Origin of the sequence: Nocardia australiensis (assembly GCF_020733705.1) — a bacterium.
Taxonomy (GTDB): Bacteria; Actinomycetota; Actinomycetes; order Mycobacteriales; family Mycobacteriaceae; genus Nocardia; species Nocardia australiensis.
Window position 1 is genome coordinate 148,813 of sequence record NZ_JAJFZM010000004.1, and the last position, 26,471, is coordinate 175,283.

General features: G+C 64.9%; 22 protein-coding genes and 2 pseudogenes. 12 read left to right on the forward strand and 12 right to left on the reverse strand.

All coding sequences use genetic code 11. From position 1 onward, the window contains the following. Nucleotides 1–4 precede the first annotated feature (4 nt). Genes LKE06_RS21520 through LKE06_RS21530 form a run of 3 tightly spaced genes read left to right on the forward strand, consistent with a single transcriptional unit; the run spans nt 5 to nt 3,728 of the window. Nucleotides 5–619 carry a MarR family transcriptional regulator gene (locus tag LKE06_RS21520; protein ID WP_228001155.1) on the forward strand — a complete coding sequence of 205 codons (615 nt, stop codon included), beginning with the start codon at nt 5–7 and terminating at the stop codon, nt 617–619. Continuing rightward, nucleotides 616–2,121 (forward strand): pyruvate, phosphate dikinase, encoded by a 1,506-nt coding sequence (locus LKE06_RS21525; RefSeq protein WP_228001156.1) that lies wholly within the window; start codon nt 616–618, stop codon nt 2,119–2,121. Before LKE06_RS21520 ends, LKE06_RS21525 begins: the two co-directional genes overlap by 4 nt. Then, nucleotides 2,118–3,728, forward strand: a complete 1,611-nt coding sequence (locus LKE06_RS21530) for a PEP-utilizing enzyme (protein ID WP_228001157.1) — start codon at nt 2,118–2,120, stop codon at nt 3,726–3,728. The genes LKE06_RS21525 and LKE06_RS21530 overlap by 4 nt, the downstream gene beginning before the upstream one ends. Before the next feature lie 76 nt (nt 3,729–3,804). Here the strand turns inward: LKE06_RS21530 and LKE06_RS21535 are convergent, their stop codons facing one another. Then, a complete protein-coding gene (locus LKE06_RS21535; RefSeq protein WP_228001158.1) occupies nt 3,805–4,437 on the reverse strand; it encodes a TetR/AcrR family transcriptional regulator in 633 nt (210 codons plus the stop codon). Between the two features lie 470 nt (nt 4,438–4,907). Between LKE06_RS21535 and LKE06_RS21540 the strand changes: the two genes are divergently transcribed. Next, nucleotides 4,908–6,155 carry a cytochrome P450 family protein gene (locus LKE06_RS21540; RefSeq protein ID WP_228001159.1) on the forward strand — a complete coding sequence of 416 codons (1,248 nt, stop codon included), beginning with the start codon at nt 4,908–4,910 and terminating at the stop codon, nt 6,153–6,155. A gap of 263 nt (nt 6,156–6,418) precedes the next feature. Here the strand turns inward: LKE06_RS21540 and LKE06_RS21545 are convergent, their stop codons facing one another. The 5 genes and pseudogenes from LKE06_RS21545 to LKE06_RS21565 all read right to left on the reverse strand — a co-directional run bounded on the left by LKE06_RS21545 (nt 6,419) and on the right by LKE06_RS21565 (nt 9,960). Next, nucleotides 6,419–8,008 (reverse strand): VWA domain-containing protein, encoded by a 1,590-nt coding sequence (locus LKE06_RS21545; RefSeq protein WP_228001160.1) that lies wholly within the window; start codon nt 8,006–8,008, stop codon nt 6,419–6,421. A gap of 165 nt (nt 8,009–8,173) precedes the next feature. Continuing rightward, nucleotides 8,174–8,449, reverse strand: a complete 276-nt coding sequence (locus tag LKE06_RS21550) for a WhiB family transcriptional regulator (RefSeq protein ID WP_228001161.1) — start codon at nt 8,447–8,449, stop codon at nt 8,174–8,176. A gap of 42 nt (nt 8,450–8,491) precedes the next feature. Next, nucleotides 8,492–9,052, reverse strand: a complete 561-nt coding sequence (locus LKE06_RS21555; protein WP_228001289.1) for an HNH endonuclease — start codon at nt 9,050–9,052, stop codon at nt 8,492–8,494. A 314-nt stretch (nt 9,053–9,366) separates the two neighbouring features. After that, a pseudogene (locus tag LKE06_RS21560) lies at nt 9,367–9,571 on the reverse strand (helix-turn-helix domain-containing protein); the annotation flags it as partial. Between the two features lie 44 nt (nt 9,572–9,615). After that, entirely contained in the window at nt 9,616–9,960 is a 345-nt protein-coding gene (locus LKE06_RS21565; RefSeq protein ID WP_228001162.1) for an SDR family oxidoreductase, read from the reverse strand. Nucleotides 9,961–10,184: 224 nt separating this feature from the next. Between LKE06_RS21565 and LKE06_RS21570 the strand changes: the two genes are divergently transcribed. Beyond that, complete coding sequence (locus tag LKE06_RS21570) at nt 10,185–12,365, forward strand: malate synthase G (RefSeq protein ID WP_228001163.1); 2,181 nt, start codon at nt 10,185–10,187, stop codon at nt 12,363–12,365. Nucleotides 12,366–13,166: 801 nt separating this feature from the next. Here the strand turns inward: LKE06_RS21570 and LKE06_RS21575 are convergent. Then, a complete protein-coding gene (locus LKE06_RS21575) occupies nt 13,167–14,573 on the reverse strand; it encodes an outer membrane protein assembly factor BamB family protein (protein WP_308188413.1) in 1,407 nt (468 codons plus the stop codon). Between the two features lie 233 nt (nt 14,574–14,806). Here LKE06_RS21575 and LKE06_RS21580 point away from each other — a divergent pair, with 233 nt between their 5' ends. Then, complete coding sequence (locus tag LKE06_RS21580) at nt 14,807–16,294, forward strand: ISL3 family transposase (RefSeq protein WP_228001291.1); 1,488 nt, start codon at nt 14,807–14,809, stop codon at nt 16,292–16,294. Between the two features lie 335 nt (nt 16,295–16,629). Continuing rightward, nucleotides 16,630–17,073 carry a hypothetical protein gene (locus tag LKE06_RS21585; RefSeq protein WP_228001164.1) on the forward strand — a complete coding sequence of 148 codons (444 nt, stop codon included), beginning with the start codon at nt 16,630–16,632 and terminating at the stop codon, nt 17,071–17,073. Between the two features lie 143 nt (nt 17,074–17,216). Here LKE06_RS21585 and LKE06_RS21590 read toward each other — a convergent pair whose 3' ends face one another. After that, on the reverse strand, nt 17,217–18,431 hold the full coding sequence (locus LKE06_RS21590) for an IS4 family transposase (protein WP_228001165.1): 1,215 nt from the start codon (nt 18,429–18,431) through the stop codon (nt 17,217–17,219). Between the two features lie 766 nt (nt 18,432–19,197). Here LKE06_RS21590 and LKE06_RS21595 point away from each other — a divergent pair. The 5 genes and pseudogenes from LKE06_RS21595 to LKE06_RS21615 all read left to right on the forward strand — a co-directional run. Next, nucleotides 19,198–19,692, forward strand: coding sequence for a hypothetical protein (locus LKE06_RS21595; RefSeq protein WP_228001166.1), 495 nt, complete (start codon nt 19,198–19,200; stop codon nt 19,690–19,692). 248 nt (nt 19,693–19,940) lie between these two features. Then, entirely contained in the window at nt 19,941–20,117 is a 177-nt protein-coding gene (locus LKE06_RS21600; protein WP_228001167.1) for a CopG family transcriptional regulator, read from the forward strand. Between the two features lies 1 nt (nt 20,118). Further along, nucleotides 20,119–20,457, forward strand: coding sequence for a VOC family protein (locus LKE06_RS21605; protein ID WP_228001168.1), 339 nt, complete (start codon nt 20,119–20,121; stop codon nt 20,455–20,457). Nucleotides 20,458–20,477: 20 nt separating this feature from the next. Continuing rightward, on the forward strand, nt 20,478–21,335 hold the full coding sequence (locus LKE06_RS21610) for a class I SAM-dependent methyltransferase (protein ID WP_228001169.1): 858 nt from the start codon (nt 20,478–20,480) through the stop codon (nt 21,333–21,335). A 236-nt stretch (nt 21,336–21,571) separates the two neighbouring features. Continuing rightward, nucleotides 21,572–21,862: pseudogene (locus LKE06_RS21615) on the forward strand (integrase core domain-containing protein); the annotation flags it as partial. Nucleotides 21,863–21,966: 104 nt separating this feature from the next. Here the strand turns inward: LKE06_RS21615 and LKE06_RS21620 are convergent. The 4 genes from LKE06_RS21620 to LKE06_RS21635 form a co-directional block, all read right to left on the reverse strand. Further along, complete coding sequence (locus tag LKE06_RS21620; RefSeq protein ID WP_228001170.1) at nt 21,967–22,479, reverse strand: CAP family protein; 513 nt, start codon at nt 22,477–22,479, stop codon at nt 21,967–21,969. A gap of 316 nt (nt 22,480–22,795) precedes the next feature. Continuing rightward, nucleotides 22,796–23,749, reverse strand: a complete 954-nt coding sequence (locus LKE06_RS21625; protein ID WP_228001171.1) for a 3-methyladenine DNA glycosylase — start codon at nt 23,747–23,749, stop codon at nt 22,796–22,798. A gap of 40 nt (nt 23,750–23,789) precedes the next feature. Continuing rightward, on the reverse strand, nt 23,790–24,854 hold the full coding sequence (locus LKE06_RS21630) for a hemolysin family protein (protein ID WP_228001172.1): 1,065 nt from the start codon (nt 24,852–24,854) through the stop codon (nt 23,790–23,792). Further along, on the reverse strand, nt 24,847–26,265 hold the full coding sequence (locus LKE06_RS21635; protein ID WP_228001173.1) for a hemolysin family protein: 1,419 nt from the start codon (nt 26,263–26,265) through the stop codon (nt 24,847–24,849). The genes LKE06_RS21630 and LKE06_RS21635 overlap by 8 nt, the downstream gene beginning before the upstream one ends. Nucleotides 26,266–26,471 lie beyond the last annotated feature (206 nt).

Consider the following 26,471-nt stretch of genomic DNA (forward strand, 5'->3'; position numbering starts at 1 on the left):
CACCATGTCACAGATCCTCCACGTACTTCAGGCTGCGCGATTGAAAGGCAGGCCGAGCGAGTCCGATCTGGCCGCTGCCGCGGGCCTCGCTGACACGGAAATCTCCGTGGTAGTCGAGTCGCTCATCGCTGCGGGCGAGGTCGAGCGCGTCGGAATACGCGTCAAACTCACCACTGCGGGCCGGGCCCGGCTCGACACCTTGCTGGCCGCCGAGCGCGCCGCCATCGACCAGGCGCTGCTGCGACAGCGCTACCACGACTTCGATGACGTCAATACGGATTTCAAACAGTTGGTCACCGATTGGCAGCTCATCGATGGAGTACGCCCGAACGACCACACCGACGCCGAGTACGATGCCCGCATCGTTGCTCGGCTGGCCGATCTGCACGTGCGCTTCGCACCGCTGCTCGCGACATTCATCGAACTCGCGCCACGGCTCTCGGAATACCCGAACCGGTTCGCCTCGGCGGTGGAGAAGGTCCAATCCGGTGACCCGACCTGGTTCGCGCGCCCGCTCATCGACAGTTACCACACGGTCTGGTTCGAACTGCACGAGGAACTGATCGGACTCGCGGGTCTGTCTCGGGTGCGGGAGGCTGCTGCGGGAAGGGCGGAATGACCTCGGCAGCGCTGGACCCTCCGTCGATTCTTGTCCTCGACTCCACCACCACCGGAGATCGGGACCTGCTCGGAGGCAAGGCGTGGAGTATCCAGCGGATGATGGCGCTCGGGATCCCCGTCCCCCCTGCGTTTGTCATCACCACCGACCTCTGCCGCCGCATGCGTGCTACTGGTGAGGCGCTGCCCGCAGACGTGTGGCGCGATGTGCCGGCTGCCGTGGCGGAACTGGAAGCGAGCACCGCACGTCGGTTCGCGGCAACCTCGCGGCCACTGCTCGTCTCCGTGCGCTCGGGCGCTGCGACCAGCATGCCGGGAATGATGGACACCATCCTCAATCTGGGCATGACCGACGAGGTGGAGCAGGCGCTCGCCGAACAGAGCGGCGATCCCACATTCGCCGCCGACACCCGCAGACGCTTCGACCAGCAGTTCGAGAAGGTTGTCGGCTGCCTGCCGCCCACGGACCCGTGGGAACAGCTGCGTCGCGCGATGGTCGCGGTGCTCGATTCGTGGAACTCACCGCGCGCGATCAGCTATCGCGAGAGCCGCGGGCTGCCACACGACGCCGGCACCGCGGTCACCGTGCAGGCAATGGTCTTCGGCAACCTCGACGACCGCTCGGGAACCGGTGTGCTGTTCACGCGCAACCCGCTCACCGGCGGTGCCGAAGCCTACGGTGAGTGGCTGCCACGCGGTCAGGGCGAGGATGTGGTGTCCGGACGCGCCGACGCCCTTGCCCTCGCCGATCTGGCGGCCACGATGCCCACGGTCCATAGCGACCTGCTTGCCGCGGCCGCTCAGCTGGAAACCGACAGCCGCGACGTGCAGGACATCGAGTTCACCGTGGAGAGCGGCACCCTGTGGCTGTTGCAGGCGCGCGTGGCCAAGCGATCCCCCGAGGCTGCGATCCGGCATGCGGTGGTGTTGCGGCAGGAAGGTCTGATTACCGCCACCGAGGCGCTCGACCGGGTGCGGCCGGCCCATGTTCGATACTTGCTCGCCCCGCATCTCGATCAGGCCGACGTAGACATCACCGCGCCGGTGGCGACCGGAAAACCAGCCTGCCCAGGGATTGCGACCGGAACCGTCGTCATCGATGCCGTCGATGCCGAGCAACGAGCGGACCAGGGCGAAGCGGTGATTCTTGCCCGGCCGACCACCGATCCCGATGATGTGGCGGCGATGTCGGTCGCCGCCGCGGTGATCACCGAACTCGGCGGCTCGACCTCACATGCGGCGGTGGTCTGTCGAGAATTGGCCATTCCGTGCGTAGTCGGTTGTGGCACAGGGACACTCATGGCACTGGCGGGGCGAAAAGTCACCGTCGACGCCGCGACCGGCGTGGTGTATCCCGGCGAGTTCACGATTGTGCCAGCCACCACCGTCGAAGATCCCGACATCGCGCTGCTCACCCAGTGGGCGTGCGCGGAATCCCCGTATGGCGCACCGGGTTCGCTGCCCGAGCTGCTCCAACGACGCAAGATGGAGAAGATTCGATGAGCAGTCGCGAAACTGTCGAGGAAACGCTCGACAACACGACGATCGATCCGTCGGTCACCTGGACGACCGGCAATGTCGCGGAGGCATTCCCCGGTGTCTTCACCACACTCGGCTTCACCTTCATCAACGCGCCGGTGGAGTTGGCGACCCGCACAACGTTCCTGAAATTGGGTGTTCTCACACGGAAACAGGTTCGCCTACCCGACAAATCGGAGGACATGTTCTGGACATTGTTCGCCGGGCGGGCCGCGGCGAACATCGACAAGTTCCGCGAGATCGCGAATATCACCCCCGGTACATCGGCGACCGCGGTCGAGCAACAGCTGTTCGGCTACGTCCGGCCGGAGACCGTCGACGCGAACAGCGCACGCCGCTATCCGGTCATTGCCGCCAAGGCGCCGGGAGCCGTCCTGCGGTTGCCCAAGCGGCACGACGCCGAATTCGCCGAGCTGCGCCGATGGCGGCTGGCTCATCTGGACGACATCGATACCCTCGACCATGCGGGGTGCGTCGAGCTGCTGGCTGATGCGCAGCGGCGCTTCCAGCGTATGTTGACCATGCACATGCTCGTCGCTTTCGTGAGCTCCGGGCTGGCAGACCGGGTGATCGACACGTTGGCCGGGCTCGGCCTGTCCGACCTCGGGCCCGCACTGTTGTCCGGGGCCGGAACAGACGAAAGCGAGGTCGCGCACGACCTGTGGGCACTCGCCCATGACGACATCACCTTGCGCGAGTTCACCGATCGGCATGGTTACCACGGCAACAATGAGGGTCAGTTGTCCGGCGTGACGTGGCGTGAAGACCCGACTTCGGTGCTCAACCGGCTCGATGACTACCGAGCTATCGCCGCTGACAGCCCACGGGCGCCGCGCAATCGGAGCCAGGAGCAAGTCGAGACGCGACAACGGGCCTTGGTCGAGCTCCAGTCGGCCCTACCCCGACGCAAGCGCCGCGCCGCCGCCCGGAATGTGCGGATGGCCAGTCGCTGGATCGCCCTTCGGGAGCAGGGCAAGGCCGGCTACCTGCTCACCTTCGATATCGCGAGGGCTGTCATACGCAGACAGGGCGCCCTGCTGGTCGGTGCGGGCGTGATCGACAGCATCGACGACATCTTCCACCTGTCTTACGACGAAGTGTGCGCCGGCGTCACGGGTGATCGGCGTGCCCTGGTCGCCGAACGCCAGGCTCGATATGACGAGCGGTGCACCTACCGGTTGCCCCAATCGTGGGCGGGCGTGCCCACCCTGACTAAAGCGGGCGACTCCGACGCGCCCGCACGGGATGCCTCCGGTGTCATCACCGGCGTGGCCGCCAGCGGTGGCGTGGTGGAAGGCCGTGCCCGGGTGGTCCGCGATCCGTCGACTACCGAGCTCGACGACGGCGATATCCTCGTTTGTGAGACGACCGATCCGAGCTGGGTGTCGTTGTTCCTTGTCGCTGGTGGGGTCGTCACCGATTACGGCGGCCTGCTCAGCCATGGCCCGATCGTGGCCCGTGAACTCGGTATCCCCTGTGTCTGCGGCACCGAGAACGCAAGCTACTGGATTCGCGACGGTCAGCGCATCCGCTTGGACGGCGATACAGGCACTGTCACCGTGCTCGGGTGACTCGTATGGGGCGGCGCCGGCGCCCGGCCGTCGGCGCCGCACCGACGGAAGCTCCCGATTCGACCAGCCCTCGCCCCTAACCGAGACTGCCGTGCAGCAGGTCGACGAATTGATCGACCATCGGCTCCAGTTGGCCGTGCGTTCCGACGAATCCCGCGTACATGCTCATTCCCCATATCACCGCGACCAGCAGTTCGGTGAACGTTGTGATGTCGAGGTCGTGGCGGATCGTTCCGTCGGCCACGGCGGCCTCCAGTGCCGCTCGGATAAAGCTGCGCACATCATTGAGTTGTCCCTCCGCCCATCCGCCAAGCGCGGGGTTGCGCAGCGCATCGAACAGGGATGCTGCGAGGAACCGCACATAGGTGCGGTCCTCGGACTCGACCTGCATAGCGGTGCGCAGAAACGTGGCCATCCGATCGACGAGATCCGCTTCCGCCTCGGCATCGGCGATGCCTACCGCAATCACGCTGCTCTTGTCCGCTTCGAACAGTGTTCGGTAGAGCTCGTCTTTGCTCCGGAAGTAATGGTTGATGTTGGTGCGTGTGACATCGGCACGGGCCGCGATGTCTGTGAATGTCGCACTGTCGTAGCCGACTTCACTGAACAGTTTGCGCGCTGCCCGCAGAATCCGATCTCGAGTATTCGCTCCGTCAGATCCGGCAGGGCGCCCTCGACCTCGCCGAGGTTCTGCTGCCAGGTCAGTCACAACCGCGCTGCCTCTCATCCACCGACATTGTGATGTCGTCGTCGACCCTCACCCCGTCACCGACGAACCCCTGCCGCGAACGCTCGACGGGAGCACACCCTCCGCACGGACCGCATCGGACAGAGTCTAACTCGATCTTTCTCAGCGGCCCGCGAGCCAGCCTGCGCGCCGCGAGTGAGCCCGGAGTTGTTCGGCCGCGGCAGCTGGTGTCGCGAGATCATCCGGTGCCCGAATGCCGTCTCGCTCGGGTGGTCTAGGCTCGTCTGCACGTCGAGCGGAACCGGGCCGACTCGTGTGGTCAGCAGATCAGCGGGTATGGGGATATGGGGGTATTGTCACTTCATCCAATCATCTTGGGGCACAATGCACATCGAGATTCTCAATCGGCAGCACGGATTCGGCTGAGGCACGAACGCCACCGCGACCGTGGTGCATCGTTCGCACTAGTCATGACTGTTTGGAGTTCATTCTTGAGTACCACCCAGTCCGGAGTATCCGCCGCGTCGTGCCCAGCTTTTCACGGCTCGCCGTTCGATTCCGACGACCCACGGATGCCGCTATACGTGCCGGAGTTCGCCGCTGATCCCCACGCCCTCTATGAAAAAATGCGCAAGCAGTACCACTCTTTGGTACCTGTGGAACTTGCGCCGGGCGTTCCCGCCACGTTGGTGATCGATTACAAAACCGCGCTGCGGATTCTCAACGATCCCGAACATTTCCCCGCAGATCCGCGTACCTGGCAGAAGGACATCCCGGCTGACTGTCCTGTGCTGCCGATGATGGAGTGGCGGCCGATGGCGACCAGGTCCGCCGGGGCAGATGCGGTGCGCTTCCGGCAGGCCACTACCGAGAGCCTCAACGAGGTTGATCTCTATGCTCTCCGCACAACCGTGGAAGAGATCGCCATCTCGCTGATCAACTCCTTCTGCCAGAACGGAACTGCCGATCTGATCGGTCAATACACGTTCCCGCTGATATTCGAAGTCCTCAATGTCCTGTTCGGTTGCCCACCGGAGGTCGGGCAGCGGATGGCCGCCGGGATGGCTTCGATCGTCGAGGGCGTCGACGCCGATAACGGCAACAGGATGATCAGTGAAGCGATGTTGGAGTTGGTGAGCCTCAAGCGTGCCGAACCCGGCAAAGACGTCACCTCGGCACTGCTACGGCATCGGGCCGAACTCAACGATCTCGAGATGGTGCATCAGCTGGCAAGCCAATACGGCGCGGGGATCGAATTCCAGCAGAACTTGATCGTTAATACCTTGCAGCTGATCCTCACCGACGACCGGTTGGGTGGTAGCTTCCTGGACGGGAGTATGTCCACTCGCGAGGCCCTCGACGATGTTTTGTTCAACGACCCGCCGCTGGCGAACTACATGGTCACCTACCCCCGTCAGCCGATCCTCATCGACGACATCTGGCTGCCCGCACATCAGCCGATCATCATCAGCATCGCCGCCTGCAACAACGACCCAACGGTCCGAAGCGGTGATCGCACCGGCAATAGATCCCATTTGGCTTGGGGCATCGGCCCACGCACCTGCCCCGCGAAATCCATGGCGTACCTGATCGCACAGGACGCCATCGATCAGCTCCTCGACGCACTCCCCGAAATCCGTATGGCCGCCCCCCCGACCTGGCGGCCCGGTGCCTTCCATCGGTCACTGACATCGCTGCCGGTCACGTTCCCCCCTTCGGCTCCGTTGCGCCTGCCCTGACTGAACGTATGGTGACGATTCCGCCGAGCGCGGTGGCGACGGAGTTGAGGTCTGGCGCTCCGTCGGGGCGCTCGAAGTCGCATGCCTCACCAGCGTATTGAGCAGCGATAGATTGTCAGCTCGGAAGAATGGGGGAGATTTCTGGCGGCGACGACGGACCCGTCGAGCGGTTCATCGACTGGCCTGGATCCGCGGCAGCGGTGGAACGCGGCCTTGGTGGGGGTAGAGGGCACCACAGTGGACCGTCCGAACCGCTACACCGGTCAGGGGTTGGTGAGGGCGTCGACCATGGCCGTGCCGAAGGCTATGTCGTCGGAGGAGGGCACGCGGGTGTAGGTGCCGCCGGTGCGTTGGGCGGCGTTTTGGAGGCTTTCGGTGCCGTTGCCGCCGATGACGATCACATTGACGCGGACGGGATGGGCGGCGTCGGTGGCGTCGGCGAGGTCGGCGAGGAGTTTCGCGCCGGTGACGGTGGAGTCGTCGTCGGGGCCGTCGGTGATGAGCAGCACCGAATTGGTGCGGGCCGTCGCATAGTTCTCCACCGCGGCGCGGTAAGCCGCCAGCAGGGCGGGGTATGCCTGGTCGATCCGGGATTCGGTGGGCACGATGGTGTCGAACGTGCTGGTCACGGTGCTGCGCTGGTTGTCGGTCAGCGGTGCGGTGGCGGCCTGGACCTTGTACGGAGTGGTGGTGCCGTCGAGGTTCTTGCCGAAGGTCCACACGCCGAGGCCGAAGTCCGGCGGCATGACGTTCATGGTGGAGGCAAGGGCCGCAAGGACATTCGTGAGGCGGGTGCCCGAACCGTCGGCGTTGCCCATGGACGCGGAGACATCGAGCAGCACCGTGGACTGCACGCCGAGCACCGGGTGTGCCAGCGTCGCGCGCACCTTGTCCAGCGCGGTCCGCGATGGGACCGGGGCGGTGGCCGCGGGGGCGGGGTCGAACCCGGCGGCGGTGAAGGTCTGGGCCGACTGGGGTGTCCGCAGGTAGTCGGCGAAAATGCTCGCGATCAGGTTCTGCGTCTTGTCCACCCATGGGCCCGACATGAGCGCGGCCGGGTAGTCGGCCACCGGCGTCGCGCCAACGGGGCTGAATCCGCTCGATCCGCCGACTGCCTTGATCTGCTGTGTCGTGGTGGCAACCGCGTGCACGGGCGCGCTCGACAGCTGCGGCGAACCGGTCATCGCGCCCAGCGCGGCGATGGTGTCCCGCGTCTGCGGCGCGTTCTCGGCGAGCAGGGAGATCGCGGACACGACCTGACCGGACTGCGCGGCCTTGTCGCTGAGCGGTTCGGTGCCCGATACCGCCGAGCCGACAGCGGCGGCGACGGCAGTGGTGGCGTCACCCGGCGGCAGCGCGACGCGCAGCCCATTCCAGCCGGTGAGTCCCAGCTCCGAGAGCGAGCCCTGTTGCAGGCGAGGCAGATCCGCCCAGGCGACCTTGGCCTGATCGAGGGCGCGGCGCAAATCTTCGGGCACGGCGAGCACGATCGGGCTCGCCGCGACCGGGGTCGGGTTGCCCTCGATCAGCCCGGGGACGCGCACCGATTCGACCGAACGCATGGAGTCGGCAATCCAGAGGGCGGGCTGCGGCCCGAGTTGGTCGTTCCATGGCGCGTTCGAGGTGAACGCGGCCACCATCGCCGCTGACGCCTGGGCGGTCACCTCCACCTGCGCGCAGTGATCGCGGACCCTGGGCTTGGTCGCGTTGTATTGATCGGCGATAGTCCGGACCGGGGCCGCGATGTCCGGATCGACTGTCACGTGGAGGGTCGAGGCGCCCTCGACGCATTCGGCCGCGGCCGCGGAGTCGCGACTGTTTGCCCTGTCCCGGAACTGGAACCACGTGAACACGCTGGCGACTAGCAATACCACGGCAACCGCTGCGATAACCGGACCTTTGCTGATGCCTCGAGATCTGGTTCCGTTGCGATGAGTGCCCACGGCTGCACAGTGTAGGTTCACGCGAGTTCGGTCGAGCAGCGTGTCCGCGATCCGGCACTGCGGCGGCGGCCGTACCTAGTCGCGGATCACGCGGCCCCGGTCGAACTCGTGGCCGCCCCACACCCCGGACTGTCCGGTGCGCTCGGCGAACTCGCCACAACCGACGCGGATCGGGCACCCGGCGCAGACCTCGCGCGCATAGTCGAAGTCCTGTGACGGATACGGGAACCATGCCTCGTGGTTGGGGTCGCCGCGGCACGCGGCCCGGTGCCATCCCTTGCTGTCCGAGAGCGGGAGCAGATCGATCAGTGTCGAGGTGTTCGGTGCTCTTGTCTCCAATCGGACGTTCATGATGATCCTTCTCCTTCCTCGGGTTCGGTCACCGACACCGCACTACCCGGCCGTGGGTAGTGCGGCGGCGGTGAGTTGTTTCCAGATCCGCCGTTGCCGCTTCTCCAGGTGATTGGGCGCCTTCGGCTCCCACAGCAACCGCATGCCCGCATCCTCGGGCGTGCGGTCGGCCTTGCTGGTGTTGCACGCCGCGCAGCAAGCGATCAGATTGCTCCAGGTGTTCGGTCCGCCGTGGCTGCGCGGGCGAATGTGGTCCACCGTGCGCGCCCAGGCGGCGCAGTAACCGCAGCGGTGGCTGTCGCGGCGCAGCACACCGGCGGGCGTGGCCCTGCTCTCGTCCTGCGCCCGGACGACATGCTCGAGGTACACATAGCGCAGCAACCGGATGGTTTCGGGCAGTGCGATCTCGAGGTGCCTGGATCGGATCGGGAAGTGCGGCTCCCTATCGGCGATCGACTCCGCCGCGCCGCCCATCAGCAACACGATCGCCCGCTCGGCGCTGATCTCATCGAGTGCCTCATAGCTGGCGTTGAGCACCAGCACGCTGGTGTGTATCCAATTGTCGACAGTCAACGCCACCGGATCGGTGGCACGGTGGAACATCATGGGAATCACCATGTTTCGGGAGGAGTGAGCGAATGCGAGAGGATGGCGGCGAAGCTCAGAGCTCGGCCGGGAGGCGGCTGTCATCCGATCCGGCGCATGCGTCGCACCGCAGCACGGATTCGACCGTCATATTGGTCAAAGCCACCTCCTCCTTTCGGTGCTCGCGATCACCCCGGAATCGGTGATCATCGTCGAATCACATGGTGGCACAACACACTCGCCGTTGTCGGGTCATTTTTCGGCGGATGCGGTGTACGGCGGTCCAGGGTGGTGTGTTCTCGGGTCAGTCGATGGGGGTGTGACCGAGCATCGTCGACGATCCGGCGCGCGTCCACGAGCATCAGCTGAATGTGGTCGCGCAGGAATCTGCCAGTGCAGTTCCTCCTTGGAGCCGATGTGGTAGTACAGCGCGCCACGCTCGACCCCGGCTCTGTCACCGATCTCGGCGACGCCGGTGCCGTGGAATTCTGTGCGATCGATCGCGTCGTCTCGTCCCGCGAGTATCGGATCAGGCAGCTCGGTGAGTGAAATCCGTTGCGGGCCTCGATATGTCAGTACTTTCATCGCCGACTATCGTCCAGTGTCCGGGTCGCGCCGGTGTAGGATGCCGACGCGTCGGTCGCGAAGAATATTGCCGCGCGGACGATTTCGCTCGGCGCGCCGATGTGGCCCAGCGCGACATGCTTGGTCAGCTCCGCTCGCATGTCGGTCGACCGCACGGCGGAGATATCGGTGGCGAACGCACCGCACTGAATGGTGTTGACCCGCACCGTCGGTGCGAAGCTCTGCGCGAGTCCGCCGGTGGGATTGGCCAATCCGGCCTCGGCGGCGGCATAGGGGACTGTGAGCGGTTCGGGTCGCGCCGCCTCCAGAACCACCTTGTCCGACAACGACTGTTCGGGCATCGATCCCTCGGACGCCATTGTCCTCGGCGCGCACGCCTCCACTAAATGTTCCATTTAGTGCATTAAGTGGGCCGGTCGATACAATCAAGGCCGTGGGAACCCACCGCATGGTGGTCGGAGCTACCGACGACTCGGTGTCGAGGGGTGACGAATCGGTGCTACTACCGACGGGTAACATTGGATGCGATTTTTCCTATCCGGCTTTCTCAAAAGTGAGGCAGTAGATGACAGAGCGGATTCAGGTCGGCGGGCTTCAGGTGGCCAGCGTTCTCCACGCGTTCATCGAGAACGAGGCGCTTCCCGGTACCGGCGTAGATTCCGCCGCGTTCTGGGCCGGCGCCGAGCAGGTCATCAACGACCTCGCCCCACGCAACCGCGTCCTGCTGGCCGAACGCGATGAGATCCAGGGCAAAATCGACGCCTGGCACGCCGAGAACCCGGGCGTGAACTACGACAAGGCCGCATACAAGTCCTTCCTGGGCGAAATCGGTTACCTGCGTTCGGAACCGGCGGACTTCAAGATCGCCACCGAGAACGTCGACACCGAGATCACCACCACCGCCGGGCCGCAGCTCGTGGTGCCGGTGATGAACGCGCGCTTCGCCATCAACGCCGCCAACGCGCGCTGGGGCTCGCTGTATGACGCGCTCTACGGCACCGACGCCATCTCCGAGGCTGACGGCGCCGAGAAGGGCACCGGCTACAACCCGGTCCGCGGTGGACGCGTGATCGAGTTTGCCCGCGCGTTCCTCGACACCGCCGCCCCGCTGGCTAACGGTTCGCACCGCAGCTCGACGCACTACGCCATCGACAACGGCAAGCTCGCGGTCACGCTCGCCAACGACGAGGTCACCACGCTCGCCGCCGACGGCGCCGAACTTGTCGGCTACCTGGGTGACCCGGCCTCGCCGACCTCGGTGTTGCTGAAGCACAACGGCCTACACGCCGAAATCCAGATCGACAGCTTCTCGCCGATCGGCAAGACCGACCCGGCGGGCGTCAAGGACGTCGTGCTCGAATCCGCGATCACCACGATCATGGACTTCGAGGATTCGGTCGCCGCGGTCGACGCGGAGGACAAGGTGCTCTGCTACCAAAACTGGCTCGGCCTGATGAAGGGCGATCTGGCGGAGAAGGTCACCAAGGGGGAGAAGACCTTCACCCGCACCATGAACCCGGACCGGGTCTACACCGCGATCGGCGGCGGCGAGCTTGTGCTGCACGGCCGTTCGCTGCTGTTCGTGCGCAATGTCGGTCACCTGATGACCAGCGACGCGATCATCGACAAGGACGGCTACGAGGTGCCAGAGGGCATCATGGACGGCCTGATCACCTCGCTGATCGCCGGCCACTCGCTGCGCGGCGACACCGAACTGAAGAACAGCCGCACCGGCTCGGTCTACATCGTGAAGCCGAAGATGCACGGCCCCGATGAGGTCGCGTTCACCAACGAGCTGTTCGAGCGCGTCGAGGGCGTGCTCGGCCTGCCGCGTAACACCCTCAAGGTCGGCATCATGGACGAGGAGCGCCGCACCACGGTGAACCTGAAGGCATGTATCCAGGCCGCCGCCGAGCGAGTGGTGTTCATCAACACCGGCTTCCTCGACCGCACCGGCGACGAGATCCATACCTCCATGGAGGCCGGGCCGATGGTCCGCAAGGCCGAAATGAAGGCGCAGCAATGGATCAAGTCCTACGAGGACTGGAACGTCGACACCGGCCTGGCCACCGGCCTGCCCGGTAAGGCGCAGATCGGCAAGGGCATGTGGGCCATGCCGGATCTGATGCACGACATGCTCGAGCAGAAGATCGGCCACCCGCGCTCGGGCGCCAACACCGCGTGGGTGCCCTCGCCCACCGCCGCCACCCTGCACGCGACCCATTACCACGATGTCGACGTGTTCGAGCGACAGCGGGAGATCGCCGCGGGCGGGCGTCGCGCCACCATCGACCAGATCCTGGAGATCCCGCTCGCCGCCGACCCGAACTGGTCGGCGCAGGACAAGCAGCAGGAGCTGGACAACAACTCCCAGAGCATCCTCGGCTATGTGGTGCGCTGGATCGACCAGGGTGTCGGCTGCTCCAAAGTGCCCGACATCAAGGACGTCGGCCTCATGGAAGACCGTGCGACCCTGCGCATTTCGAGCCAGCTGGTGGCGAACTGGCTGCGCCACGGCGTCGTCACCGCCGATGAGGTGGTGGCCAGTCTGGAGCGGATGGCTCCCGTGGTCGACAAGCAGAACGCGGGCGACGCGAGCTACCGGCCGCTGGCGCCGGACTTCGCCGGCAGCGTCGCCTTCCAGGCCGCCAAGGAACTGGTCCTCGAAGGAACCAAGCAGCCCAACGGATACACCGAGCCGATTCTGCACCGTCGCCGTCGCGAGGCCAAGGCCACGTGCAAGTGAGTGATGTTCAGTGATTGAAAAGTAGCTTCTGACAGCTCTTTTCGAAATGAGGCCCCTCACCTGGAACACCAGGTGAGGGGCCTCTGTAATCACTGGAGATCAGCTTGGATACCGGCCCGTCACGCTCAAAACGGTCACAAAAACGGTCACACGCGGGAAGGTAGTCGGTGTCAGAAAGCGATGCTCTACCAGCGCCGATGGCTGCTGCCATCCTTGATGAGTACGCGAAAGTGTGAGATTTTGGTGGGCGGCCGATGGTGCGTCGCTCAGATACAGTGGATCGGCCACTGCGTCAGCGGTCCACCACCGGAATGAGGTCCGAGCGTCAACCGCTTCCGCGACCGGCACGGCCGCGCAACTCACCGATTATGTGCTTCCGGCGTGTCGTCGCGCCGACGCGCCGACTAATTTTCGTGGCAGCTAATCTCTGGCAATCGACAAAGGTCGGGGGTGCTGCCTGGTTTCGGGGCACTCTGGAGCGGCCTTGGCGGGCGGCGCGCAAAGACCGCAGCGCGCGGGTGAGGACCCGCTCGCGTGACATGTCTCGGTGGGGTTCAAGACGGGAGGGGGTATCCACCAATACCCAACCACGTCAAGATCGAAAACTGCCGGTCATCGGCATATAACGCGGCGAAGTCAGTGGCAGGCTCGATGCGCTGGGTGGGGTCGGGGGTTCGAGTCCCCTTAGCTCCACAGTGCATGAAGCGATGCCTGACCTCCGGAGGAACCACCAGGCAAGGGCATCCGTCACGGCCTCGAGGCCGCCCGGGGAGATCCAAGGCCGGCCGCCCTGGCACGTGCTTACGTGTGGAATTCGAGTACGCCCTTCCCCCTCACCTGGGTCAGTACGGCGATCCAATCCGGCCCGGCTCCGATCAGGTCCCCATCGTAGCGACGCAGCTCGTGACCGGTTACACGGTCGTAGACAGTGACTCGCGAGTCGTTGGTATCTGTCCTCCTGCCACCCACCACGATTCGGTCGCCGACGAGGTGAGCCTCCCCCGGACGCAGGTCGGATAGGGGCACCGACTTCTGTCGTTCGCCGCTTTTGGTGTCCAACAAGGCGAGACCGCCCCCGTCGACCTGCTCGGCGACGAGCAGGGAACGGTCATCGACGTCGTATGCCGTGCCGCGGGTGTCGGACTCCCAGACCGGTGTTCCGGCTACGAGATCGAACAGCTGCGTCGCGCCGGCAGCGTTGGCGGTGGCGATGCGTGATCCGGTGTCGTTGTCCCCTGCGAGCGAGTAGCGCATGAGACGTTCGCGACAGTCGCCGTTCGTGCGGCCGTTGTGCACGACAGCCGTGTAGCGGACAGCGCCGGAGTGGCCGTCGTATGCCTGTAATGCCACAGGGCATTCGCCCTGTACATCGGCGTCCGCGATTGCCGTGGGTCGTGAGTGCCCGCCATCGATATCGTGGTCCGGGACGATCAGCAGATCGCCGACGCTGAACGCTGTCCACCCGCGGTTCTCGGCGTGTATAGGGAGTGCCGTGCCGGTGCTCGTTTCGAACAGTGACCACATACTCTCCGAGGACGATGACAACGGTGTCAGAAAGGCGAGATACGCGGGTTCACGCTGGGCCGGTCCGAATCGAAAGTCGCCCAACTCGTCGTCGATACCTCCGGACACCGGTGCGGCCCAGGTCGAACTGCCGTCGCGGATATCGTGGCGCATCGTCGAATACGCCCCGTCCTGGTAGTTCGCAAGGTAAATTGCCGTGTCGAAGACATGCACCGCCGTTGCGCTGCCCTGCCAGGCCATTCGGCCAGTCTTGACATCGACGACCTCGAATTCGACCTTGCGCGGACTGCTCAGCCGTCCGGGGTAATAGACGAAGACAGCGAGCGAACCGCTGACCCTCATTCTGGGGCTGTACGAAGACGTGCCTCGATTGCTCCGATGCCACAGCGCTCGACCTGATGCCCGGTCGAGCGCAACCACTGCGCCCGGTCGTTCTGTCAGCACCACGTCGCCGACCACGAATATCCCCGTCTCCAGCCCGAGCGAATCTCCAGATTCCCAGGTGGGAGGGACCTTTGGTGCCTCGGCGGGGGCCGACACCGTCGGACCCGTGACCCGTGGCGAAGCAGGCTCACCACCGCATGCCGCTGTGGCGAGCAGTACCGCAATAGTCCCGATGAGTACCGTCGTGCGCAATTCCACTCCCCCCAATGTGGTTCGTCCATTGTCGACAGGCCGTTGCACGCCGTCAATCCCACAATATCGACGTCATCGCCGGGCCATCGCCATCACCGCTCACCACCGAAGGCGACTCGTCGGGTACCTACGGGCTTGATCCGTATTTCAGAACCTCCACTGTCGGAGAGTTCGGGTTGTGAAGGGAGTGTCGGACTATCGGCTCTGTCCCACTTTCGGTGGTGATGCCAGCGCGCTGAGGTAACGATGTCTTGGTGTGTGAGGTGAATCTGCCTGCCGCCATGGCATTTTCGGGATTGCTGCCGCTAGTGGTAGAGGAAGTGGTCGATGAGGGTGAGCGGGTCTCGGTGCGCGCGCGGACGCCTGGCGGCCCGGCCGTATGCCCGGGTTGTGGCGCCGAGTCTGCGCGGGTGCACGGTTACCACTTGCGGACGGTGACGGACGTGCCGCTCGATGGTCGACCGGTGGTCGTGCGGGTGCGGGTTCGTCGGTTGGTGTGCCCAACGGTGCACTGTCGCAGCACGTTTCGTGAGCAGGTGCCTGGTGTGCTGGAGCGGTATCAGCGGTTGACCGGCCAGGTCAGGTCGGTGGTGCGGGAGCTGGCCGGGCGGGCCGGCATCCGGCTGCTGGCGGCACTTGCGGTGAGGCTGTCGCGGCAGACCGCGATCCGGGCTCTGCTGCGCATCCCGCTGCCGGTGCGACCGATTCCGGCCGCAATCGGGGTCGACGACTTCGCGCTGCGCCGCCGGCACACGTATTCGACGATCGTGATCGATGCCGACACCCATGCCCGCATCGACGTGCTGCCCGACCGCAAGGCCGACACCCTCGCCGAGTGGCTGCGGGGACATCCTTGCGTCGGCATCGTCACCCGCGACGGGTCCACCACCTACGCCGAGGCCGTGCGGCGGGCGCTGCCCGCGGCGATCCAAGACTCGGACAGGTGGCATCTGTGGCACCGCCTGGCCCAGACGGCCGAGAAGGCGGTCGCCGCGCACTCCAGTTGCTGGGCTGCCGCCGCGCCGAAACGGCAGTCACTGGTCCGGGAGCAGAGCACTCTGGAACGCTGGCACGCGATCCACGATCTCCTCGATCAGGGGGTCGGATTACTGGATTGCTCACGGCGGCTGGGGCTTTCGCTGAACACTGTGAAGCGTTACGCACGGGTGCGCGAACCGCAGCGACTGCGCCGCCCGCCCCAGTACCGGGCGTGTCTGGTCGACGCCTACCGCGATCACCTGCGTGCCCGCCGAGCCGCTGAGCCCGGCGTCCCGGTGTTGCGGTTGTTCGCCGAGATCACCGAGCTCGGCTACACCGGGGGCCTGAACCTGCTCTACAAATACGTCAACCAGGGCCGACTCGACGGGGACCAGATCACGCCCTCACCGCGGCGGGTGACCCGCTGGCTCTTGACGCGCCCGGCGAATCTGCCCGACGCCCGGCGTGCTCACCTGGACGAACTGCTGGCCGCTTGCCCGGAGATGACCGCGCTGGCCGAGGTGGTGCGCGAGTTCGCGCAGCTGATGACCGACCGGCGCGGCGCCGACATCGACGCATGGATCAAGCAGGTCCGCGAGGCCGGGCTCGTCGAGCTCGAACCGTTCCTGACCGGGCTCGACCAGGACCACGACGCCGTGGTCGCCGGGCTGACCCCGCCCCACAGCAACGGCCCGACCGAGGGCGTGAACACCAAGACGAAGCTGATCAAACGCCAAATGTACGGTCGCGCGGGCTTTCCGCTACTCCGCCACCGAATCCTGCTGGGGTGATCCCGGACCCGCTACCACCGAAAGTGGGACAGAGCCGTTATCTTGACAGACCCACACATGACTCCGCGAAGAGGGTCTGTCCAAGATCTCGGGCCGTTGCAGTGCGCTCTTCTGCCGACGGGATCAGCGGGGCGGGGCGTTGTCGTGCGACGGCGTCGGCCTGTCTCGCATCGTTGCTGTCGGCGAATGGCTGGCCATTACTGAAGATCGCGAACTGGGTGAAGATGCTGTCGACGGGAGCTGCGTGCCGATGCCGACAGGGTCGGGACTCGGGTCCGATGATAATGGCGTCGGTATCAGGGTGTGCTGTTAGATCCTTGTGGAGGTGCTCGGCGATGAAATCACCAGCCGATGTAGATCATTGGCTGTCCGAAATGATCGCGGTCCTCGATTCTCGGTTCACCGTCTATGTCGAACCCATGACTCTGCCGGCGGCTTCGGCCGAGTTGCTGGCATGGCTCGACGACCGCCGTCAGTTCATCAGCGCACAGTACAACGACTGGCGATCAATGCTCGACGATTTCCGCGGCGCCTACACAGCTGCAGGGCCCAAACTGCGGCGTGCCGTAGAGCATTGCTATTGCGCGGTCGAGTCCCAGTTCGCGACGCTGTTCACGACCTCGATCGATGCCGACGGCAAGACGCTGGAGTCGATCGATGAGCAAACGCGGATGACGACGCGCTTAGCCGCAGCGGCGCTGAATCGCCCCGGGTTTGATGCCAATGCCATTAACTTACGCGCTGGTGTAGCCGGATCTCCGGCGGCTGGTTGTGGTTGATGTTCTTGTGCGCCAGTGTTTTTCGTTTGAACTTGTGGCGCCCGGCGCGTTTGAGGACCCGGGGATAGCTGCGCTGGCGCCGTGGCGGGTTGGGGCGTTCGAGGATCTCCGCGACGGCGGCGGTGAGGTCGGTGGCGAGCCGGTCAGGGGGAAAAACCCGCTTGCCCGGTGACGTGTCGCCGGACAACGCGGAGAGAGCGGATGAACGACAGCCGTAACGGATCGTTTCCGCCGAGGTCGGCCGCGTGATACATGAGTTCGCGGATGGCGTAGTGGGTGGTCAGAAGCCCCCAGATCTCCTGGCGCACCATCGCGGGGCTCTGCGAGCGCAGCAGCCGGTAGCTGCCGCGCTGGCGGGTTTCGATCTCGGCGAGGCTGGTCTCGAACTCCCACCGGCGGTGGTAGGCAGCGGCCAGCTCGGCTGCGGTTACCTCTGCAGGATCGAGCAGAGTGGTGATTAGCCGGATCGGCCCGGGTGAGTCGCTGTCGCGGTTGGCGACTTCGTATTCGACCACCCGGACGGTGACGCCCTCGGGGACGGTGTCCAGGCCGCGGGCTCGGTGGCGGCGGATCCGCTGTCGTTCGACATCGGTCATCAACCTCGACAGATACGAGCCATCTGGAAGTTCCTGTACGACATGCAGTTTCAGTCCGGACTGCACCCGCCACAACAGATCTGCACCGGTGGCTGCGGCCTCGCGCCAGAACTCGTGGCTGTAGAACCCGCGATCGGCGATGACCAGCATTCCCGGGGTGAACGCGGCCAGCAGCGGGCGTGTGATCTCCCGTTCGTCGGTGGTGACCGCGCCGATCTCGGCGTCGATGATCGCGTGGGTGGCGCATTCGGCCAGCCCGACGACCTTCACCTTCGGATACGGGTCCTCCAGGCTCTGATGGGTCTTCCCGCGCCCGAACACCTCCTCGTTGCCGGGGGTGTCGGGGATATCCATCTGGACGCCGTCCACAGCCATCACCCGCCGCCCGGCAAGCCGGCTGCCCGGGGTTCCCGCGCCGGCCAGCGGGACCGCGACCCGCCGATACAACTCTCGTACCGGTTCCTCACCGAGGCGGGCCCGGGCCTTGCACAACGCCGGGGAGGTCGGCACCTGCCAGTCCTCGCTCCACGACCGCAGAAACCGCAGCCCGTCGACGAGCTTGCGCATCACTTCCTCGTAGGCGTCGTCGAAGAACAACGTCATCGCCAACACGAAATACACCACCACCCGCGCCGGCAACAGCCGCCGCCGCTTCTCACACCGACCGGTCTGCACCAGCACCTCGTCGACCAGATCCGGGTGCATTACCCGAGTCAGCACACCCAGCCCGATCCGGTCGGTCAACCGGCCCGCCTCCACCACGAACCAGCACCCTACCCCGAAACCATCTGCTACACAGCAACTCTCACGCCACGGCCCGTCGGCCCGCCTTCACGACCGCCGACCTGCACAAACGCCGTAAGTTAATGGCATTGCATCGAACCCGGGGCGATTCACTACGTCCCAGAGGCTCGCCACGTTGTTGATCTTGCCGATGCCCGGTGATATGCAGGCGGTTGGTGTTGACTCTCTCAAAACGGCCACAAAACGGTCACTGGAGGATTTGAGTTAAGTTAAGACGCAGGTCAGGCGAGGAAAAAGAGTCATGAGGCTACACCGAGCCGATTCTGCACCGTCGCCGCCGCGAGGCCAAGGCGCTGAACTGCCGGTAAAGAGTCATCAGTTCGACAACGAATCCCCCTGGTTTCCCTACGCGGCCAGGGGGATTCGTGCGTCGGCGGTCAGTGTCCCCGAGACCGGCGGCGGCTGCCCCGATGTCGATCCGTTACCCTTGGCTGCCCGAAAAAGCCTGATGTGAGGAAGTTTTATGGGAAGCGTTGTTCTCGATATAGTTGCCCTGCTCGCCAACCGTGCGGCGTCGTTCTGGAACTGGGCGGTTACGGGCTCGGCCGGTTTCCCGCCGCTGTGATCACCCACCCCTGTCTCCGGCGGCTGTATCGCGGCCGGGGCGGGGGTTTCGGCTATCGGGTACTCCACACGTCGTCGCCGCAGCCCGTATCTTGGTTCGGTGAGCTCCGCTAGACCCCAGCGCCCTCGGGCGCGTACTCCTCGTTTGTTCATCTGCTGGATGGGGCTCCTGATCGCCCTCGTCCTCGTCTGCTGCCTCGCACTGTTCTGGCAGGTGGCGGCCGATGGTCCACTGTTCATCAGGCTGATCCTGTGGGTCGGTCTCGGCCTATTCGGCGCCCTCGCAACACCTTTCGGCCTACTCGGCCTCATGCGCTATCGTGCCTACCTGCTCAGCGCCACCGCCCCGACCTTGATCGCGGCCATGTGCGCACTGGTCTTGCTCGATATCCCCGAAACGGTGGGCTGGCAACTATCACGCGCCGTCCTCGAAGGGCAGTCCACCGACTGTGCCGACCCCGGTCACCACACCCGCCTCGGCATCTACACCGTCACCGCTGTCACCCGCCGCGACGGTGGATGCCTGTTCTATACCGAAGGCGCAGGAGTGAACTCGCACGGCTTCGCCTATTACCCCAATGCCGTCCCAACGTCGCCTGGTATCAGCTTTAAGCCGGTCGAGGGGGCTTGGTATCGGTTCACTCGAGAGTCATGAGCTGGTTCGCAAGGGGCATGTTCCGTCAATTGCGGGTCACTTCGATCAGCGCAGGCGCAACCATCTAACTCTGCTGCCCAGCATCGTTCGGCCGCCGGCTACTCGGGGCGGTCGTTCGCCCGGGTGGCGATTCATGCTTGCTCGCTGGAGCTGCATGGCAATTTGATCTCCAGCTCGCGATTGCGGCAGTTGCGCGGCTGTGTGCCGCCTCAATGTCAGCTAGCTGGATAGTATGCTAGCCTGCTAGCGTGAGTGATCGGGACGTCAAACAGTTCAACGTGTACCTGCCGATCGGGCTGATCAAGCGGGTGAAGTACCACGCCATCGAGTCGGATATGTCGCTGTCGGCGTTGGTCGCGGATGCGCTGGACGCCTATCTCGACACCCACGCGAATCGACCGAACCCGGCTGAGAAGGAGACGTGATATGGCCACCGAGGGCATCGACGCAGTGTTCCTGGAGACCCACAATTGGGGGAAGGCAGCAAAGTTCTTCCAAGGATTGGGTTTCGAATTGGAATTCGAGACCGATCATTCCTCTGGTCAGCTCCGGCGTGGTGACGGATCCTCTGTGTTCATCGCGGAGGTCCCGCAGCATCGGGAACCTCAGATGCGGATCGTGGTGAAGGTCCCCGACGCTGCCGCGTTCCGCCCCGATCCCGCCGTCGAGGTGGTCACTCCGTTCGAGGAGACCCACTACGGAACCAAGGAGATGACCGTGCGGGATCCCGATGGCCGTCTCTGGAGTATCCAAGCTCAACGATGACCGCAGGAAGGGAGAACATCATGGCAGCAGAGCAGACCGAGGTGTCGGAGAATACCGCGGTGCGTGTCGCCCTGTGGCGGGCCATGCACGTCCAGGTCGACCCGCCGCCGCATGTGCTCGAGGATGAGATCGGCTTGCGGCTCGTCGCCCCCGACAGAGACTGGCGTCGCCGACCGGACATGGACCCGCACGGCACCGGCCCATTCCGAGCGGCCATTGTGGCGCGTGCCCGTTTCATCGAGGATCTGGTTGTCGAGCAGGTCGACAGCGGCGTCGGCCAGTACGTCGTCCTCGGCGCGGGGCTGGACACCTTCGCCCAGCGCAGGCCGGAAATCGCTTCCCGCATAAAAGTATTCGAGGTCGACCAGCCCGGGCCCCAGGCGTGGAAGCGGCAACGCCTGATCGAGACCGGTTACGGCATCCCCGACTGGCTGCGGCTCGTGCCCGTCGACTTCGAGACGAACGAAAACTGGTGGGATCAGCTGTGCGCCGCCGACTTCGATCCCGGCAAGCCCGCGATCGTCGCCTCCACCGGCGTAACCCTGTATCTCACCAAAGACACCAACGCGGCCACCCTCCGCCAACTCGCCGCGCTCGCGCCCGGCTCGACCGTGGCGATGACGTTCCTCCTACCGACCGAACTTCTCGCCGACGCCGATCGCTCCGGACTACAGACGTCCCAAAAAGGCGCGAGCGCATCGGGCACGCCGTTCATCAGCTTCTACGCCCCTGACGAAATGCTGGCCCTGGCCCGTGAATCCGGCTTCCAGTCCGTGCGACACATCTCAGGATCATCCCTCGCCGACCGCTACTTCGCCGACCGAACCGACGGCCTTCGCCCCTCGACCGGAGAGGATGTCCTGATCGCCACCACCTGACGCTGTGCTACCGGGCGAATTGACGTCACGATGGCAGCGTCGCTGATCCATCCGGGAGACAAACGCGGTCACTGCGAGGCGACGCCAGACTGTCAGTAGCTCGTCGCGCAGGTACCAGTCCGGAGGATTGGCGCCGACCGCATGCATGCGAAATGAGCACCTAACCGGCCCCGGCTCAGGAATCGGCGTGGTCCGATCAAGTGGCGTATCAATTGGTGTTGCGACGACCAGTTGAATCCAGCCAATTTTGGTCTCGGAAATTCGTGAATGCATTGTCGGTCAAAGGTTTACGAGGTTCGAGGGTCGGGTCGGGGCATGTGGCGACAACGCGGCCATGGAGTCGTTCTTCGCGCTGCTACAGAAGAGCGTCCCTCGACCGGCAGCGGTGAGTGACCCGCGACGAGTTGCGGTTGGCGATCGTGATCTGGATCGAGAAGACCTACCACCGCACCCGTCGGCAACGCCGACTCGGCCGACTCACCCCGATCGAGTTTGAGACAATAAACCGGCCCGCACTCGCGGCCTGAAAAGACCACACCCGCGAGTCACCCAAACTCGGGGCAGTCTCGCCCTGAAGCGACTGGCTGAGCTGGTCCAGCGACGATGCAACGAGAGTATCGCGGGGCAGGTATCAGGACAGGCGGCCGACGTTCTGTGGGAACTGGCCTATGACGTTGCCCGCCGGGTCATAGCTGGCGACGACATAGGATTCGGAACCTTTGCATGTGATCGCGGCCCCGAGTTTTGTGCTGCTCTTCCAGACCACCTGCGTGAAGTGCCCGGTCTCCTTGGAGAACCCGGGGTTGTCGTAGTCATAGTCCTTGATCTCGTCGTACCACGCCTTGGTTGGCACCGTGCCGGTGACCTGCATCCCCGACGCGTAGAACAAGTTCTCACTGTGGCCGTCGGTCGAGTGTTCCAACTGGCCGATGGCGGCCAAGTGGTTCGCCCACTGCTGGGCATAGTCGGTCAGTGCCGGGTCGAGGGTCAGCGGTGGCGCTTGGTGTCGGGCACGGTATTCGTTGTGTGCGCTGAGCATGTCGTTGACGAACGACGCGCCGCCACACTCACCGCTTTGCTGTGCGGTGGCTGTGCCCACGCCGGTGACAGCGGCCGCGAGCAGCAGGGTGATTCCAACTGACAAATACCGACCAGGACGCATAGCAATCTCCCGAGGGGTGGGTGAGACAACCTTGAATCGAACGGCGATCGTACCACCGAACAACGAAAGCCTCTGGGGGCGAAGCGATGTCGGTGGTCAGCTCACCTGTGCGCGAACTCTCTGAATGGTAGTAATGCGACCGCAGCCTGCGACTGGAGGATGGACGAGAAATGCCAGGGGCGACGGGGTTCGGGCTGCATGTGACGGCCTGACCACACGGATGTACTCGAGGTTGCGCGGGGGCCGCATCGCTGTTGCTGACCGAGTCAGTGAGTGCGACCCGGTCGACGATCGCAAGCTACCGCGCCGATTCCGGGATCCTGCCGGCCAGTAATCCATCGCATAACTCGAGTAGTACCTGCCTGAGCTGGACCGAGCGCTCGGACAGCGCCGATTGCGCGCGAACGTACTCGGCCCGACCGGCCGGCGTCTCGATGGGCACCGGCTCGTACCCGTACTCGGAAAGGTCATACGGGCTGGCCCGCATGTCGAGTTCCCTGGCAGCGCAGGCGAACTCGAAGAAATCCAGCAGCACATCCGACGCTATGAGCGGGGCCAGTTTGAATCCCCACTTGTACAAGTCCATGTTGGCGTGCAGGCAGCCCGGCTGTTCGCGGGAAACCTGGTCCGCGCGGGTCAGTGGTTCGATATTGCGGCCGACGGCGTCGGGGGTGAAGAAGCGGAACGCGTCGTAGTGGGTGCAGCGCAACGACATCGACTCGACTACCGAGTCGGTGCCCGTGCGTCCCAGCCGCAGCGGCACCTGCTGGTGCCGGACCTCGTCGGCTCGATACACCATCGCCCATTCATGCAACCCGAAGCACGATAGCTGGGCGGGACGAGACGCGGTGGCGCGCAATAGATCGGCGATGAACTCGATGGTGTCGCGCCGCCGCGCCAGAAAGGCCGGATCGGCGGTGAATACAGTCATCCGAGAGTCGAACCCGGGAAGTGCTGGGCCACCTCGAGATTCATTGTCCCGATCCGCGTCGCGACCAGATAACCCGACGCGGTGGTAGCCGCGAGCGCCGTCGTAGTCGTCGGCACCGGCCAGCGCGATCCCGAATCCGGGATGCCAGCGCCGTAATTGCGCGGGCTTGTGCCCGTAATAGGTGAACAAGAAATCGATCACCGGGTGCGCCGACCCCGCGGCACGGCGTTCGAGATACGGGCCAACGAGTTCATCGAGCCGGGCGCGATGGATCGCGGCCCGTGCCCGCCATTGCGGTTCGGGCAGCACCTCGGAGATCATCGTGGCCACCATCGCGACCGGCCATCGATCATTGGAACCGTCATTCGATCACCCGGTGGGTGTTGTCGCGCACGGTGCCGACGAACTCCTCCATCAGGTCCTCCAATGCGACGAGGCCGGTGGTATTGCCGCGGCCGTCGATGACTCGACCCAGATGACTATTGGTGCGGCGCAGGCGTGCCAACGCCTCGTACAGCGTGGTGCCCATGCTGACCGTCGGCAGCGGCCGAATATCGGTGCGGGGGATAGGGGTACCCGGCCCGGCCGCCTCGTCAGCGACCTTATCGAGTACGTCCTTTACATGCAGGTAGCCGACCAGCGAACCGTCGACGGCGCGCACCGGATAGCGAGAGAACCCGGTCTCGGCGACGGCGGACTCGATATCGCCGAGCGTGGTCCCATTGCCGCGCAACGGTACCGACCTGGTCGTCGCCAGCGGCACCATCACGTCGGCGACCACACGATCGGAGGTGCCGAGCGCCTGCGTCAGTCGCCGGTGTTCCTCCTCGTCGAGCAGTCCCTCCGAACGCGATTCGCCGATCATCTCGGCCAATTCGACACTGGACACCGTTGCGTTGAGCTCGTCCTTGGGCTCGATACGCAGCAGCCGCAGCGTCAGATTCGCGGCCGCGTTGTAGATCGCGATGACTGGACGGGCCAGCCGTAGCCACATCAGGTGAATCGGAACCAGCAGCAGCGCACTGCGTTCCGGTCCGGCCAGGGCGATGTTCTTCGGGATCATCTCGCCGAACAGAATGTGCAGGATTACCACGACCGTCAGCGCTACCGCGAAGGCCACCGGATGCAGCAACTGGTCGGGCAATCCGAGGAATTCGAACGGGCCCTCCAGCAGATGCGCCACCGCGGGCTCGCCGACCCGGCCGAGCAGGATCGAACAGATGGTGATGCCCAGCTGCGCCGCCGCGAGCATCATCGACAGGTTCTCGCCTGCTTTGATCACTGTATTCGCATTGCGTTTGCCCTGTGCCGCAAGCGCTTCCAACCGGTCGCGGCGCGCGGAGATCAGCGCGAATTCGGCGCCGACGAAGAAGGCGTTGCCAGCGAGCAACACCACCGAGAGCAGGACACCGAACAGATCACCCATGACTGTGCTCCTGATCGACCTCATGCGCCTGCTCGGCGTGCCGCACGAGAGAGCGCAGCACATCGGCGGTGACCGGTAGCAATCGCACCCGGTCGATGCGTCGCTCGTCCATCCGTTCGATGCGAGCGATCCAGCCGCCGTCCTCGGTCAAGTCGTTCGACGACCTCTGGTGCGAATGCGGATTCGGCAGCACCACTTCCTCGCCGGTCATCGGGATTCGGCCCAGTCGGGTGAGTACCAGCCCGCCGAGAGTCTCGTATTCGCCTTCGGGCGCTTCGTAACCGGTGGCGCGGGACACCTCATCGATGCGCAGCAGCCCCGAGCAGTCCCAGCCGTCGGAGACCCGGCGAACGCCGCGCTCCTCCTCATCGTGCTCGTCACGGACATCGCCGAGGATCTCCTCGATGATGTCCTCCATGGTGACAATGCCCGCGGTGCCGCCGTATTCGTCGACAACCAACGCCACCTGCATGCCGTCGGCGCGTACCCGCTCGAGCACCTCGTCGCCGTCGAGGCTGGCGGGCACGATCGGCACGGCCCGCGCCAGCAACTCCAGCGGGATGGTGTTGCGTACGCCGGCTGGCTGAGTGAACGCCTGCTTGACATGCACCACGCCGATGGTGTTATCCAGGTCGCCGTCGATGACGGGAAACCTCGAATAGCCGGTGCGGCTCGCGGCCGCGATGAGATCGGCGATGGTGTCGGACTTGTCCAGCGATTCGATCGTGACGCGCGGCGTCATCAACTCCTCCGCACTGCGCTCGCCGAACTGTAGCGAGCGGTCGATCACCTGCGCGGTGCGCTGATCGAGTGCGCCGCGCAGCGCCGAAGTGCGCACCAGCGAGCCGAGTTCCTGCGGTGACCGCGCCGAGCGCAGTTCTTCGGCCGGTTCCACACCGAAGCGGCGGACCACCCAGTTCGCGGTGCCGTTCAAGAAGTGGATCATCCACTTGAACACCACCGAGAAGGCGATCATCGGTCCCGCGGTCAGCCGGGCGACACCGAGTGGCCTGGCAATGGCGATGTTCTTGGGCACCAACTCGCCGTAGATCATCGACAGCGAGGTGGCCAGCACCAGCGACAGTGCCAGCGAAATGCCATGTGCGGTCGCGTCGCTGACGCCGAGCCCGGTGAACAGCGGATCCAGCAGTCGAGCCAGCACCGGCTCGGCGATGTAACCGGTGATCAGTGTGGTGATCGTGATACCGAGCTGGGCGCCCGACAGTTGGAACGAGAGCGTGTGATGCGCCTGCCGGACCATGCGCGAGCGCGCGTCACCATCGCGCGCATGCGCCTCGACAGTGCTGCGCTCCAAGGCGGTGAGGGAGAATTCCGCGGCAACGAACAACGCGGTTCCTGCGGTCAAGGCGATAAACCCGACCAGGCTGAGCACCGTGAGCACGATGGACATCGTCAGCACCACCCACACGGCGCGGCATTAGCGGCAGCGGGGAGAGGAACTGGATCGGATCGGACTGCTGCGAGTAGGAGGGCGCCGGGTTTGTCACCCGGCTCGGTAGAGGAGCCCTCCTGTGCGGCGCCCTCGGACGCGGGTGACAACGTGTTCCTTTCGGCAAGCGGAAGTGTAGTGCCGGAATCCGGCAACCCTTATGTTAC